The following is a 16,519-nucleotide window of genomic DNA, read 5'->3' as shown; positions in this document are numbered from 1 at the left end:
GTGATTTCAATTTTCTTATTTGACCGTTTTGCGGGCTCAATTATTTTTAACTGGTGGTTCATTCGCTCTGTTTACAACAAAAAGCCAAGCCCCGCTGAATATACTCAGCGGGGCTTTGGTTTTCATTTTGTCATTAAACAAGATCTGATAAATCTATTCATCTTCCTTCTTGCGTTTTTTGCCAGCGAGTAAGGTGATGAGTCCACCAAGCGTGAGAATCCATCCTCCCCATGTCTGGCTCGAATGACTCCCAGTATTTGGTAGGACTTTCTTCCTTGAAGCAGCTTTTACCCTCTGGTTAGCTTCTAATTGAGATAGATTGTCAGTGGTTTGTTTTTGTTGACTTGTTTGGTGAATACCGAGTGGGTCTTCTCCATTTGGTACTGTATAGTCAGGATTTTCCGTTTGATAATTAAACATTGGTTTTTCATTGACTAATGGATCACCATGTCGATAGATAACACCAACAACTTTAACCGTCTTGCTCGTCGGTTTCTTGTTCGTTTCCGTTTGCGTCACTGTGATCTCTTGATCTTTCGTTAGGCTCACGCCTGTTGGGACGCCGACCTTAAACTTGCCATGTTCATCGACTTGGCCAGTGGCCGTCTTACCGCCTGGGAAGGCTACGCTGATCTTTGCACCTTTCTCTCCTGTACCAGTAATTTCCTTACTTTGCGTATGTGGAGCGACTGGCGTTGGTTCCGCACTTTGCCCTTTTTCTTGAACCAGTTCATTCCCTGGAATCGTTGCTTGACTGCCATCTGGGAAGACCACTGTGGTTTCACCGTTGTCTCCTACGGTTACGGTTGGTTTCTGATTGTCTTTCTTGTTGAGTTCTTCAACTTTATCTTTGACACTCTTCTGCTCTGATGGGCTCAACTTTTTATCGTTGTCTACCCATACCTTTTCGGTTGGCTTCTTCAACCCATCCGCTTGACTTGGCACAACTTTAACCGTCTTGCTCGTCGGTTTCTTGTTCGTTTCCGTTTGCGTCACTGTGATCTCTTGATCTTTCGTTAGGCTCACGCCTGTTGGGACGCCGACCTTAAACTTGCCATGTTCATCGACTTGGCCAGTGGCCGTCTTACCGCCTGGGAAGGCTACGCTGATCTTTGCACCTTTCTCTCCTGTACCAGTAATTTCCTTACTTTGCGTATGTGGAGCGACTGGCGTTGGTTCCGCACTTTGCCCTTTTTCTTGAACCAGTTCATTCCCTGGAATCGTTGCTTGACTGCCATCTGGGAAGACCACTGTGGTTTCACCGTTGTCTCCTACGGTTACGGTTGGTTTCTGATTGTCTTTCTTGTTGAGTTCTTCAACTTTATCTTTGACACTCTTCTGCTCTGATGGGCTCAACTTTTTATCGTTGTCTACCCATACCTTTTCGGTTGGCTTCTTCAACCCATCCGCTTGACTTGGCACAACTTTAACCGTCTTGCTCGTCGGTTTCTTGTTCGTTTCCGTTTGCGTCACTGTGATCTCTTGATCTTTCGTTAGGCTCACGCCTGTTGGGACGCCGACCTTAAACTTGCCATGTTCATCGACTTGGCCAGTGGCCGTCTTACCGCCTGGGAAGGCTACGCTGATCTTTGCACCTTTCTCTCCTGTACCAGTAATTTCCTTACTTTGCGTATGTGGAGCGACTGGCGTTGGTTCCGCACTTTGCCCTTTTTCTTGAACCAGTTCATTCCCTGGAATCGTTGCTTGACTGCCATCTGGGAAGACCACTGTGGTTTCACCGTTGTCTCCTACGGTTACGGTTGGTTTCTGATTGTCTTTCTTGTTGAGTTCTTCAACTTTATCTTTGACACTCTTCTGCTCTGATGGGCTCAACTTTTTATCGTTGTCTACCCATACCTTTTCGGTTGGCTTCTTCAACCCATCCGCTTGACTTGGCACAACTTTAACCGTCTTGCTCGTCGGTTTCTTGTTCGTTTCCGTTTGCGTCACTGTGATCTCTTGATCTTTCGTTAGGCTCACGCCTGTTGGGACGCCGACCTTAAACTTGCCATGTTCATCGACTTGGCCAGTGGCCGTCTTACCGCCTGGGAAGGCTACGCTGATCTTTGCACCTTTCTCTCCTGTACCAGTAATTTCCTTACTTTGCGTATGTGGAGCGACTGGCGTTGGTTCCGCACTTTGCCCTTTTTCTTGAACCAGTTCATTCCCTGGAATCGTTGCTTGACTGCCATCTGGGAAGACCACTGTGGTTTCACCGTTGTCTCCTACGGTTACGGTTGGTTTCTGATTGTCTTTCTTGTTGAGTTCTTCAACTTTATCTTTGACACTCTTCTGCTCTGATGGGCTCAACTTTTTATCGTTGTCTACCCATACCTTTTCGGTTGGCTTCTTCAACCCATCCGCTTGACTTGGCACAACTTTAACCGTCTTGCTCGTCGGTTTCTTGTTCGTTTCCGTTTGCGTCACTGTGATCTCTTGATCTTTCGTTAGGCTCACGCCTGTTGGGACGCCGACCTTAAACTTGCCATGTTCATCGACTTGGCCAGTGGCCGTCTTACCGCCTGGGAAGGCTACGCTGATCTTTGCACCTTTCTCTCCTGTACCAGTAATTTCCTTACTTTGCGTATGTGGAGCGACTGGCGTTGGTTCCGCACTTTGCCCTTTTTCTTGAACCAGTTCATTCCCTGGAATCGTTGCTTGACTGCCATCTGGGAAGACCACTGTGGTTTCACCGTTGTCTCCTACGGTTACGGTTGGTTTCTGATTGTCTTTCTTGTTGAGTTCTTCAACTTTATCTTTGACACTCTTCTGCTCTGATGGGCTCAACTTTTTATCGTTGTCTACCCATACCTTTTCGGTTGGCTTCTTCAACCCATCCGCTTGACTTGGCACAACTTTAACCGTCTTGCTCGTCGGTTTCTTGTTCGTTTCCGTTTGCGTCACTGTGATCTCTTGATCTTTCGTTAGGCTCACGCCTGTTGGGACGCCGACCTTAAACTTGCCATGTTCATCGACTTGGCCAGTGGCCGTCTTACCGCCTGGGAAGGCTACGCTGATCTTTGCACCTTTCTCTCCTGTACCAGTAATTTCCTTACTTTGCGTATGTGGAGCGACTGGCGTTGGTTCCGCACTTTGCCCTTTTTCTTGAACCAGTTCATTCCCTGGAATCGTTGCTTGACTGCCATCTGGGAAGACCACTGTGGTTTCACCGTTGTCTCCTACGGTTACGGTTGGTTTCTGATTGTCTTTCTTGTTGAGTTCTTCAACTTTATCTTTGACACTCTTCTGCTCTGATGGGCTCAACTTTTTATCGTTGTCTACCCATACCTTTTCGGTTGGCTTCTTCAACCCATCCGCTTGACTTGGCACAACTTTAACCGTCTTGCTCGTCGGTTTCTTGTTCGTTTCCGTTTGCGTCACTGTGATCTCTTGATCTTTCGTTAGGCTCACGCCTGTTGGGACGCCGACCTTAAACTTGCCATGTTCATCGACTTGGCCAGTGGCCGTCTTACCGCCTGGGAAGGCTACGCTGATCTTTGCACCTTTCTCTCCTGTACCAGTAATTTCCTTACTTTGCGTATGTGGAGCGACTGGCGTTGGTTCCGCACTTTGCCCTTTTTCTTGAACCAGTTCATTCCCTGGAATCGTTGCTTGACTGCCATCTGGGAAGACCACTGTGGTTTCACCGTTGTCTCCTACGGTTACGGTTGGTTTCTGATTGTCTTTCTTGTTGAGTTCTTCAACTTTATCTTTGACACTCTTCTGCTCTGATGGGCTCAACTTTTTATCGTTGTCTACCCATACCTTTTCGGTTGGCTTCTTCAACCCATCCGCTTGACTTGGCACAACTTTAACCGTCTTGCTCGTCGGTTTCTTGTTCGTTTCCGTTTGCGTCACTGTGATCTCTTGATCTTTCGTTAGGCTCACGCCTGTTGGGACGCCGACCTTAAACTTGCCATGTTCATCGACTTGGCCAGTGGCCGTCTTACCGCCTGGGAAGGCTACGCTGATCTTTGCACCTTTCTCTCCTGTACCAGTAATTTCCTTACTTTGCGTATGTGGAGCGACTGGCGTTGGTTCCGCACTTTGCCCTTTTTCTTGAACCAGTTCATTCCCTGGAATCGTTGCTTGACTGCCATCTGGGAAGACCACTGTGGTTTCACCGTTGTCTCCTACGGTTACGGTTGGTTTCTGATTGTCTTTCTTGTTGAGTTCTTCAACTTTATCTTTGACACTCTTCTGCTCTGATGGGCTCAACTTTTTATCGTTGTCTACCCATACCTTTTCGGTTGGCTTCTTCAACCCATCCGCTTGACTTGGCACAACTTTAACCGTCTTGCTCGTCGGTTTCTTGTTCGTTTCCGTTTGCGTCACTGTGATCTCTTGATCTTTCGTTAGGCTCACGCCTGTTGGGACGCCGACCTTAAACTTGCCATGTTCATCGACTTGGCCAGTGGCCGTCTTACCGCCTGGGAAGGCTACGCTGATCTTTGCACCTTTCTCTCCTGTACCAGTAATTTCCTTACTTTGCGTATGTGGAGCGACTGGCGTTGGTTCCGCACTTTGCCCTTTTTCTTGAACCAGTTCATTCCCTGGAATCGTTGCTTGACTGCCATCTGGGAAGACCACTGTGGTTTCACCGTTGTCTCCTACGGTTACGGTTGGTTTCTGATTGTCTTTCTTGTTGAGTTCTTCAACTTTATCTTTGACACTCTTCTGCTCTGATGGGCTCAACTTTTTATCGTTGTCTACCCATACCTTTTCGGTTGGCTTCTTCAACCCATCCGCTTGACTTGGCACAACTTTAACCGTCTTGCTCGTCGGTTTCTTGTTCGTTTCCGTTTGCGTCACTGTGATCTCTTGATCTTTCGTTAGGCTCACGCCTGTTGGGACGCCGACCTTAAACTTGCCATGTTCATCGACTTGGCCAGTGGCCGTCTTACCGCCTGGGAAGGCTACGCTGATCTTTGCACCTTTCTCTCCTGTACCAGTAATTTCCTTACTTTGCGTATGTGGAGCGACTGGCGTTGGTTCCGCACTTTGCCCTTTTTCTTGAACCAGTTCATTCCCTGGAATCGTTGCTTGACTGCCATCTGGGAAGACCACTGTGGTTTCACCGTTGTCTCCTACGGTTACGGTTGGTTTCTGATTGTCTTTCTTGTTGAGTTCTTCAACTTTATCTTTGACACTCTTCTGCTCTGATGGGCTCAACTTTTTATCGTTGTCTACCCATACCTTTTCGGTTGGCTTCTTCAACCCATCCGCTTGACTTGGCACAACTTTAACCGTCTTGCTCGTCGGTTTCTTGTTCGTTTCCGTTTGCGTCACTGTGATCTCTTGATCTTTCGTTAGGCTCACGCCTGTTGGGACGCCGACCTTAAACTTGCCATGTTCATCGACTTGGCCAGTGGCCGTCTTACCGCCTGGGAAGGCTACGCTGATCTTTGCACCTTTCTCTCCTGTACCAGTAATTTCCTTACTTTGCGTATGTGGAGCGACTGGCGTTGGTTCCGCACTTTGCCCTTTTTCTTGAACCAGTTCATTCCCTGGAATCGTTGCTTGACTGCCATCTGGGAAGACCACTGTGGTTTCACCGTTGTCTCCTACGGTTACGGTTGGTTTCTGATTGTCTTTCTTGTTGAGTTCTTCAACTTTATCTTTGACACTCTTCTGCTCTGATGGGCTCAACTTTTTATCGTTGTCTACCCATACCTTTTCGGTTGGCTTCTTCAACCCATCCGCTTGACTTGGCACAACTTTAACCGTCTTGCTCGTCGGTTTCTTGTTCGTTTCCGTTTGCGTCACTGTGATCTCTTGATCTTTCGTTAGGCTCACGCCTGTTGGGACGCCGACCTTAAACTTGCCATGTTCATCGACTTGGCCAGTGGCCGTCTTACCGCCTGGGAAGGCTACGCTGATCTTTGCACCTTTCTCTCCTGTACCAGTAATTTCCTTACTTTGCGTATGTGGAGCGACTGGCGTTGGTTCCGCACTCGTTGCACGTTTGATCGTCACAGTCACGTTAACCTTATCTATAGAACGATCATCATATGTGACTGTCACTGGTATTGTCACTGTTTCTTCATCTTTTCCGTTCAACTCGCTTGCTATTGGCGTATAGTGGATTACCCCTGTCGATGCATCTATTGTGACATGGTCATTGGCTTTATCCAATGTATACTGCATACGTCGATCTAAACCTTGAGCTACATCTGTCGTAACTTGTCCATTGTTCTCTTTATAGAAGGTTGGAGAGCCTATTATTATCGTTTCTCCAATTGTTCCTTTTTCTGTTCCATATCTTGGCTCAATTGTTACTGCTGTCTTCAGTGTTGCTTTAGATTCAATCGTTACTTGATTATTTTTATCTGGATCCATTGTTTCCGTAATCACTGTGCCTGCGGCAACACTCCATTGATATGGTCGGTAATTATCTTGTGACTTTACCTGAGGATAATCTGCGGATTCTAGTGCTGTATTGACTTTCACATCATATGTTTTTGCTTGTGCGTCCCCTTGATAGATAGTTCCTTCTCCGGCTTGTAGCGTAACTCTTAGATACCCACTTGGAATAGGTGCATTCTTATCATTCGTTCGATCAATCTTATTTGGTGACGTTACACTTACTTGAGCAATCGTTTTTTCTGTTGTGCCATCATGATAGGTAACTTGTACAGCAATAGCCAGCTTTTGTCCCACTTTAGTTGCACTTTCACTCGCTGGAATTGTTAATCGTCCTTCATTCGTTACTGAATATCCTTTTGTTTTGAGATCTTCTGCAATTGAATAGCTTGTTACAATTCCTGTCTTACTTACAATTGTTTCATTTCCTTTTTTCAATGTTGGCACTTGCGTTGTCAATGACTTCCCTGGTTCCACTTGTTCGGGAGCATAGGTCAGTTCATAAGCATCTTTTTGAGGTTGTGCTTTTATGCTTACTGGTACTTGTACGATATCAGTTGACCCATCTGGATAAGTAACTTTTACATCAACTTGATGATTACCAGCGGAAGTGGTGCTTGGTAGCTTACCAGCAAGACTAACTTGATAGGCTGGCTTTCCTTGAGAATATTGAGGCACTGATACCTTAGCCTTAATTTCCTCTTCCGTTAAAGTTGCACCATAATCTTTTTCGATAGCACCTGCAGCAACTGTAGCTTCATATTTAGTTGTTTGTTGATGCACTACTATCTTAAATTGTTGTTCAACTGAGTTTCCAGCTGCATCAGTTACTTTAAAGGTACGATTACTGTAGCCATCTTTATCTTTAATATTTGGTCCAGTTGCTCCGATCATAGTCAGTTGTTTAGGATTTGCCGTAGTTCCCGTACCAGTTAACGTATCCTTAGTGGTAAATCCTAATGTTACTGCTTTTCCATTATGCACAACATCAATTGATTGGACAATACCCGAATTATCTGTCGCTCTAACTGTTAACGTGAATTTTTCAGTCCCATAAACATGAATTTCCTTAACACCATTTTTGTCCTCAATTTTTGGTTGGTCGCCTTTCCAATCAGAACTAATACTCCACCCAGTGATTACAGGTTTTACAGTGTCTTTTACATTTACTTTTGCATTAGAAATGTCTAAAGTTGATCCATCTTTAAAAGTAACTACTACAATTCCAGTTTTTTCTCCCACTGTTCGCGTATCTGGTACATGGTTAGTTTTCCAACTGTAAGTTACGCCCTTATCTTTCAACATTTCTTTAGTAGTTTGTGATACTGACTGCTCTGCATTAGGTTGCACAGGATGTTCGTTGTTAACTTCAACATCTTGGCTAGTGCCTTGTAATTTTGACTTGAGATCACTATGATCTGTATAATTTTCACTTTGTGATTTAACAACTAAAGTAAATCCTGATTCTGCACCAGAATTAGCATCTTGATAGTCCCAAGTTCTTATTTTTCCTTGATGCGTTGTGTTTTTAACATTTGGTGCTGTACCTGTAAAAGTTAACACATAGGGATGTTCTTTAGAACCTAACGTATTTCGCTTTCCACCTGTATCTTGTTTGTACTTAGCTTGATAAGTTTGTTTATCATTGTTTAGCCAAGATAAATTATCTCCATTATATTCAGCATCATAAACAATTCCTGTGTTATCTGTCACATTAGCCTTAAATTCAAAAGCTTCATTTGCATAAACAGTCACTGTTGTACCATTCACTTGACTACCTTTACCTGCTTCATATTGTACATCTGCAGGAATATCATCTCGTATCTTCATTGACACATCAACAATATCAAACGACTTATCAGAATAGGTTACCTTCACCTTAATCGGAATCGTTTGACCCACTTGTTTGGCTTGCCCTTGTAAAGTCAACTTACCAGTCTTTGAGTCAATTTGAACTCCATCTACAGGATTCATTAAAGTAAACGTTGTACCATTTGGTTTGTCGACTGTTTTTTCAACTGCTTTATATGAAGAATTCGCAACTTCCCCTGCAAACAAACGTCCTTTGCTAATATCTTTGAACTCAATGGAGGACTGACTAGCTGACTTGGTGCCTACTGTAATTGGCAATTGCCCGTAGCTAGCTTTATATTTTTCAGCCCGTTCATGAACAATATACATAAACTTGGTACTGTTATCAATTACTGACTGATTGCCATTTTGATCTTCCGCATTAAATAAACGCGTGAATTTCTTAGCTCCAACTGCTTGATTATTGCCTACTGTATAGCGGTCAGCAAAATCAGTTGGGACTGTTCCTGTAATGTGATAGCTGGCATTTTTGCCATTCAATTGAGATTGAACATTCAATCCCTTGATATCTTCTCCAATCTGTCGTTCAGTCCGATGCATATCTCCATTACTTAGCCACAGTTTTTTCATATTGCTGTCTGCATCTGTGGCATGAATCGTAATATCAACTGGCTCCCCACGATAGAAATGAGTGACTGCAACGCCCTCATAAGTATGCGAGGTAGGAAAAGTAATAGTTGGTGCGACATCATCTTGATAAGTAACGGTAACATCAACCGTATCGCTTGATCCATCTGGATAAGTCACCTTCACTTGCCGTTTACCAGACTGGGTCACAGGCGATTCGTTCATCCATGTATACTGTGTTCCATTTGGCAATGACTTCACATTACTGATGGCACTCTTCGCTTCTGGCAAGGCCTTAGTAGATGCTTTCACAGTGACAGCTTGTTCTTGTGGGTCATACTTAGTAGTCTGCTGATGATTGATCACCCGCAAATTAATAATTGTAGTATGATTGGATCCATCCTTTACTTGAATAGCCCGATTATTCCACTGTGCTCCTTCACTTAATTGTGTGGAATCTGATTGATTATTCGTATTCTTACCTGTTGCACCTGTTAAAGTGAGCACTTTAGGCTGTGCACTTGATCCCACTCCACTAGTCTGTGAAGTCAGAGGGAACGGATAGCTTCCAGGTTTTCCATTTTGAACAAGAGCAATCTCTGCTACTTTACCAGAGTTATCATGTGCTTGAACCTTAATCGTAAAGTCCTCAGTTCCATACACATGGACTTCTTTAACGCCATTTTTATCTTCAATGCGTGGTGCTTGTCCTGGAGCAGTTGAAGACACTGTAATGTCAGCAGTTGGATTAGTTTGGTCAAATACCACTAATTTTCCCGTAATCGTTCGCGTAGAATGATCACTAAAGGTTGCGGTAATCGACACATCTTGTCCCTGTCCACTCGTCACCGTATTATTTGTTAGCTTTCCTTGCGTAAAGGTATAAGTGACCCCACCTGTTGCTTTTTTATACAGAGCTTTTGTAGCAGCTGACACAAAGTTTTCAGGTTTAAGATCAGCAGTAGAGGCATTCACTTCTACCCGTTGGGTGTCCCCACTCACTGCTTGACCATCGAATTGTGCAGCTTGTTCTTTTGTAACAATATTAAGAGGAACCCAGCCCTGCGTATTAGCCCCATCCCAAGTATCTATTCGAGTATTCTTCGTTCCCTTGGTGGTTGGAGTTCCTGTAAATGTAATCGTATACGGATCCTTAGCACTTCCCTTTTTTGCTCGATTATTTTTTTGATACTCACGATCATCAGATTGCACAAAACTGCTATTTCCATTTAATTTAGCATCCGTAATTTTATTAGAATTATCCTTAACTTTAACGTGAACAATCATTGGTTCATTCACATAGGTTGTCAAAGTAGGGGGATTCCCTGGGAAATTTTGTACATTAGTAGCGACTGTCTGAACAGCTGTCCCATGCTCCACCTTGGCTCCTTTTTCCGCAACCACATCGAGTTGAGCGAGTTTTGTATCTTGAACGATCAATTTACCTTGAATAGTAGTAGAAGGACTATGATCTGCAAAAGTAGCCTGGATTTCTACTGTCTGTCCTGTTGTATTGATGGTAGCGTTGGTAGGTGCTTTTCCATTATTCCAAGTGTAGGTGACCCCATTTCCCAAACCAGTCTTCACATTTTGAGGCACAAAGGATTCAGGCGTCAGTTTGCTTAATGCATTAGTGTCATTAACTTCTACGGTTTGCGTTGCTCCTGTTAAAGGACGTGCCTCTACCTTTAACGTTACCTGCTGACTGCCACTGTTTTCTGGATTTGCACCATCCCATGTCTTCACAGTAAATACATGCGTACCAGGCTTCATCGGAGCTGTTCCTGACAAGGTTACCACGTAAGGCACTTTATCTGAACCCTTCGTATTACGTTTTTTATTGGTTGCTTTATTATAGTCGCTTTGAACAGTTCCTTCATTACTATTCAACCAACTAGGGCGGTTTTCTATTCGTACGTCGTGAACAATATGACTATGTTCATCCACTGCACTTGCTTGAAAACTGAAAGCTTGGTTTGCTTGAACAGTAATGACTTGATTTTGAACAGTCACCTTGTTATCGGTTGCCTTCATTGTCACCTTAGCAGGCACATCATCAGTGAGAATTAATTGCACAGAACGAGAGTCTTTATTGCCATCTGGATAGGTAGCATTTACAGAAATAAAATGAGTATCTCCAAGAGATATTAATTGGTCGTTTATAGTGACTTTAACATCTCCATTAAGTCCTGTAATCTTTTGTTCAAGGTCTGCGATAACTTTCTTTTTTGCCGCATCGGTTAATTTCTGGGTATCTTTATTCCATTGGCTAACTCCAGCTGTCACTTGTGTAGGATAAATTGCTTTATCTGTTCTAGCCACGACTGTTGCTTGTTTCACTTCTGAACGGAAAGGTTTTTTATCATCGTTGCCATCTGTCACTTGAGTAGTGATCATTGTACCTTGGTCTAGCGATTCATTAAAAGTTACGGTTAATGTTCCATCCGCATTTTTATCAACAGATTGAATACCCGCATTATTATTAGCTGGATCAATGGTCCACTTTCCATTTTTTAATTTCAGCTGACTTTGTTTAAAGTCTTTTCCAAATAAGGTAATGCCTTCAGCTCCTGTGGCAAAATTGGCCAATTTAATTTTTGTTGCACCAGCTTGCACACTATTTCCTTCTAAAGGTTTCACTTCTGCTGGTTTCATGCGTATGGTTAAATCACGTGTAATTTTAACCACACCGCCGTCTCTATACCAAATGAAAGCATCTCCTGCTTCTGCAGTATCTTGATTCCCTAAGAGCTTATTAGCATCATAAGCTTCTGGAAACGCATTTTTATTACGTTCCACTTTTTTAGTAATAACTTGAACATTTTCAACTTCTTTATCGTAATCTTTACCAAATTTACCTTTTAAATTTTTTATAATCTTAGATTTTATCTCATTAGCTTCTTCTGGTGTTAATAAGTTATCTGTATCATTCTTTTGTACATTAACAGCATCATTGACTGCTGTCTTTTCAGTTTCTGCTAGCGTAGGAGTATAGATTTTAGCTAAATGTTCATTAGAAAGATCTGATTCGACCTTTTGCTTAGTTGATCCATCTTGATCAATATATTCCTGCTTTTCATAAACAACGGTTTTAACAGCATAAGTCGCCCCATCTTCAATCAAAATGTTTTTAAAAACTGCTTCCCCTTTGTCATTTGCCAAAACTTGAAGATCACGTTTCTTAGTTACTTGTTTCTTTATAGTAGTCGGTTTTCCCTGATCATTATAAGTCGTTTCTGTTACGGTTTCTTTATACTCTTCTTGCATCGGCTCAAAACGTCCATTAACATTCTTATAAAGAACCATTGGCACCCCTTTAGTTCCATTACTTGCTACTAAGTTTTTATAAGTTCCTGCTGCATTTGTCAATTTTAAAGGCAACCGTTTGCCTACACGTTCTTCTTGTGATAAACTTGGCGTTTTAGGCTTGATCACAAACATAATGTTATATAATTCTGTCTCTGTTTTGCCATTAACCGTTTGCATCCGTTTAAATTGAAAGTGATTAACACCTGGTGTATTAGCATCTGATAATAAATGTTCATGTCCTTTATTATCATAAACTGTCCATGTTAAATCTCCTTCTCCCCACTTCGCTTTACCAGAAGGGTCTTTCCAAGAATCTGAATGTTCTCCAGCTAGATAGCGATTTAAATCCAGTTTACCAATATCACTATGTGCATCTTGTCCATTTTTTCCGCCATTAAGAACCATGTAGCCACTATCAATTAAGTCTTCACCCTTGGCATCTGAAAACTTACCAAAGTCTCCTGGTTTATATTTACCTTCTCTTTTAGCTTTATCAATATCACCCCAAAAAGAAAAATCAACCTTTTGTCCATTTTCTTTTAGACGATACACATTATCACAGTTTATAGCTTTCCCTTGATTGATATAAAAGCGTCCATTACGTCGCACATGAAGTGGGTACTTCTCAATTACTGAAATATCAGAATCCAAGCGTCCGTACATTTGTAGAGTAAGATTATAGGTGTTGTACTCTTGTGACCTAAATCCTGCCAAATAATACTTTCTTGTATTCTTATCTCTTTCCAGTGGTCCTTTGGTCTCAAATCGAATTGAATAACCGTTTTTACCATTATGTGGTTGAATAAAATATACGGTTTGAGAATTATCTTTGATTTTATTAATTAATTGATCTCGCCTTTTAGCATCTTGATCTAATCGGTCTTTCCACTCAGGATGCATTTTAGGGTCAGTAATTTCATATTGATCAACCCATTTTCCGTTATTAGCAGGATAGACTAAACTAGCAAAATTACCATCATCACCTGGGGTCTTATTCAAGTTATCTGAAAATTCTGCTTGAGTATCTTCAATGCGTTTAATATCATCTCGAAAAATAGTTTTCAGTGCATTTTCCCCATTAGCGGCAAACGTTTTATACTTATCATCATTTTCACGATAAACCACTGTGGCTTTAGTAATTTTTTGATTTTTAGGCACAGTGAAAAAATACTTTGGATGTTGATGTTCATTTCTTCCTAAATTGAAATTAATCTCCCAAAAATAACCTGATCCATCTTCTAAAGGGGTTACTCTCGCCCAAACATCTTTTTCGGCATTTGCAATATTCATACCGTCAAAGTTAGGGTCTTGTCCAAACAAACCATTACGCTTATTTCTAAAGATTTGCGTATATAAGTCGTATCCAGATCCTCCACCGCCCAATTCAGTATAAGAACCTAATAATTTTTCATTATATTCTCTGTTTCCTCGCGTTTGTCCAATAGAGCGTTCTTGTCGCAAATGTTCACTTGCTCGATTCAAGATGTCACTCACATCATATTTGTCACCAGTCTGTGCTGATCGCGATTGAAAGTGCGAGAGAGTAACGAGTTGTTTCGCTAGACTTTGCGTGCGTTTAAGTGATTCAAGTGCTGCATGTCCCACTGTTTGATTCACATTCACATCACTTAAAACAGCCTGTGCCCCTATATAGGCCGCAACAATCTCTTCCACAGCTTTTTTATCTTCTGTTTTCAAACCTTCAATTTGCTGTTTGAGAGATTGTACTGCTTGGGTTAAGTCTTTTCGTTGTGCCTCAGTCATCCTTTTTGAGGTGCTACCTTTTTCATCCTTTTCAGATTGATTAGCCTTCGTTTTATCGGCAAGACTATCTGTTTGCTCCTTTGCTGATTGCGTTTTATCTGAATGCTTTTCCGCAACAGGTGCAGCTTTTTTGACTTGTGCTCCAGATGAAATTTTATCTGTTTGTCCAGTGACCAGTTGTGTATTAGTTGCTTGCTTGCTAACGCTTTGCGTGTTATTCGCTTTGGAATTCACCCCATCATCTGCATGCTCTTGCTTAGAAACAACAAGCTGCTTGTTATTTCTTGACTCTATAGCTGGTTGTTCATCCGCTAACACATATCTAGTTTGTCCGCTCAACAAAAAGGCAGCAGAAATCGCTACTGATACAACACCTACTGTAAACTTTCTAATGCCATAATAAGTGACCTTTTCACGCTGTTCCAGATCACGCATTTTCTTATTGTTTTTTCCAAACATTTATCAAACCTCCTGGGTGATTAATAGGTTTGTCAATGAACAAAAAATGGGCAGAGCAACATATTTATTTTTAGTAACTCTGTCTAATATACACCTTGTTATAAATCATTATTGTTCACGACTTATTTATCTATTATTTATTACATCAGATCTTCTTCTTTTTCACCAGTATTATCTATACTTTATATGCTCTAAATTCTCTCAAAAAAAAAAAAAAAAGGACAAATTTGTTGCTATCCCCTTCGTTTTCTTTTTATATCACTATCCCTGTCTTATTCCAGATTCTCTTAGATTGTCAAAAATGACACATGTTAACATTGACTTCTATTTAATTTATGTAAATAATAGTGAAGTCAAACCCCTTCAACTTTGAAAGGAGCTCTTTTGAATGTTTGAGCTATTGCCGAAATCTATACAAAGAAAATTGAACTTAATTGCCTACTTATTGGATCATCCTACTTCCCCACCTTCTATTCATTTCTTGATGGATTATCTTAATATTACCTATCCCACTTTGAAACATGATATTAGCGAGTTGAATGAACTGTTTGACCAATATTTTAATATCACTATCACTAAGACTCAAATTTCTCTTAAAGCATTTGTCCCACTTAGTATGGCTTTTTTCACCTATATGCTCAAACAAGATTTAACCATCATGTCACTCATTAATGAATGCTTTTTACAGCATATCAATACATTTAAAGCATTGGCTCAAAAAATATACATTAGTCGTTCAGTCATGTACCATGACTTAACACAACTCAAAGATTTTATCACTAACCATTATTCTGCCTTATCTATTACCACGCATCCTGTCCAAATAACTGGTCCTGAACGTATCGTTCGTCAATTTTTTACGGACTATTACTTCCTTGGCTATAACTTATCTAACTGGCCGTTTGATCAAGTTAGTCAATCCGCAATAGAAGATTTAATGCTTTTAATTGCTGAAAAAATCCCACTCATTGCCTTCTTCAGCGATCATCCCATCCTTCCCATTATTCTTGCCATTAATGTGATACGCTATCGTCAGGGGCACTTAGTGGAAGATATTCGCCCAGCTTACGACTATGATGCCTGCCGCCGTTATCTCAGTGATCCAATTAATCACGATCATCTGCATAACTTAGAAGATAGACTGGGCATCACCTTTTCTAACGAAGCTGTTGAACAACTCCTAGTTAATATTATCAGTCATCAGACCAGTTATGATACTCACTACATGTGGCAATGTGCTCAAACCGATCCCACTTTGCATCAGGCACTTATCACCTTAAAATCAGATATGCTTTCCTTAATGCACGCATTTCATATTCAATCAATAGACGAGGAGGCACTTGATCTTTTCTTGCTAACCGCTTATAATCTCTGCACCTTTCACAGTACAGATTCTAACTCTTTTGAAGAAGAAATTTACCAACATGAGCAGGACTGTTTAGCTGTCGGTACTGAACTAGAACGCATTGATCCCCATTTCTTAACCCAAATGCAAAGGATTTTAACTGCATTTCAAGAACAAATGCACATTCCTTGCAACGATACACGTACCTTACAAGCAACTTGGTATTATTGTCACATCTTCCCTCAAACCTTACGTCAACTCAAAACACCTACCCAACCCATTCGTTTAGGACTTTATACCATTAACCAATTGCAACGTAAACATTGGGCATATGAAATTAATCTCTTATTTGACGATAAGATACAGCTAGTATCTATCCATTCGCCTAATAGCCTTTTGCATTTGGAAGCTAACCAAGTGGACGCACTACTGACTGCTTTACCTATAGAATTAAAGCAAATCAAAACCCGCTATATTAGTGGCTATCCTTCTGGTCAAGATGTTGAATGGATCTATCAATTGCTCTTTCCGTCTTCCGATTCATGACCTCTCAAACTGTTCCTTACTAAGAGGGACATTTTTTCCAAAAAGGGCTCCTCTTATTTCTGTATACCAACCTGTCATTTCTCTCTGTTTTGGGTTTACATTGTCCATTATTTTATATTAGCGACGCTTAGTCTTTGACTTTTCATATCACTGTATTCCAACTAAAAAAAGTTGGCCCTTTAAGGGGTGTTCAGTAAGGGATTAAGAGAAAACCACTGAAAGCCCCTCATTAGCTTGTAAAAATTTCTTCATTGGTTGCGAATATCCAGCAAGAATAATAACGATATCATTTCT

2 protein-coding genes are annotated in these 16,519 nt (G+C 41.4%); one reads left to right on the top strand and one right to left on the bottom strand.

The window, feature by feature from the left end; translation table 11 throughout:
• Nucleotides 1-153 precede the first annotated feature (153 nt).
• Complete coding sequence (locus tag G6Z82_RS06575) at nucleotides 154-14,334, bottom strand: MiiA motif-containing surface protein (RefSeq protein ID WP_241243742.1); 14,181 nt, start codon at nucleotides 14,332-14,334, stop codon at nucleotides 154-156.
• A gap of 388 nt (nucleotides 14,335-14,722) precedes the next feature.
• On the opposite strand from G6Z82_RS06575, the gene G6Z82_RS01605 reads away from it, so the two are divergent.
• A complete protein-coding gene (locus tag G6Z82_RS01605) occupies nucleotides 14,723-16,225 on the top strand; it encodes an AcpB/EbpR/MafR family transcriptional regulator (protein ID WP_006733550.1) in 1,503 nt (500 codons plus the stop codon).
• The last annotated feature ends 294 nt before the right edge of the window (nucleotides 16,226-16,519 follow it).

Source organism: Lactobacillus iners (genome assembly GCF_011058775.1).
Classification (GTDB): Bacteria; Bacillota; Bacilli; order Lactobacillales; family Lactobacillaceae; genus Lactobacillus; species Lactobacillus iners.
This window is presented reverse-complemented; position numbering and strand designations above follow the sequence as displayed.

Bases quoted from the DNA above. Each gene is read 5' to 3' on its own strand.
- G6Z82_RS01605 (WP_006733550.1), top strand. From the start codon at position 14,723: ATGTTTGAGCTATTGCCGAAATCTATACAAAGAAAATTGAACTTAATT.
- G6Z82_RS06575 (WP_241243742.1), bottom strand. From the start codon at position 14,334: ATGTTTGGAAAAAACAATAAGAAAATGCGTGATCTGGAACAGCGTGAA.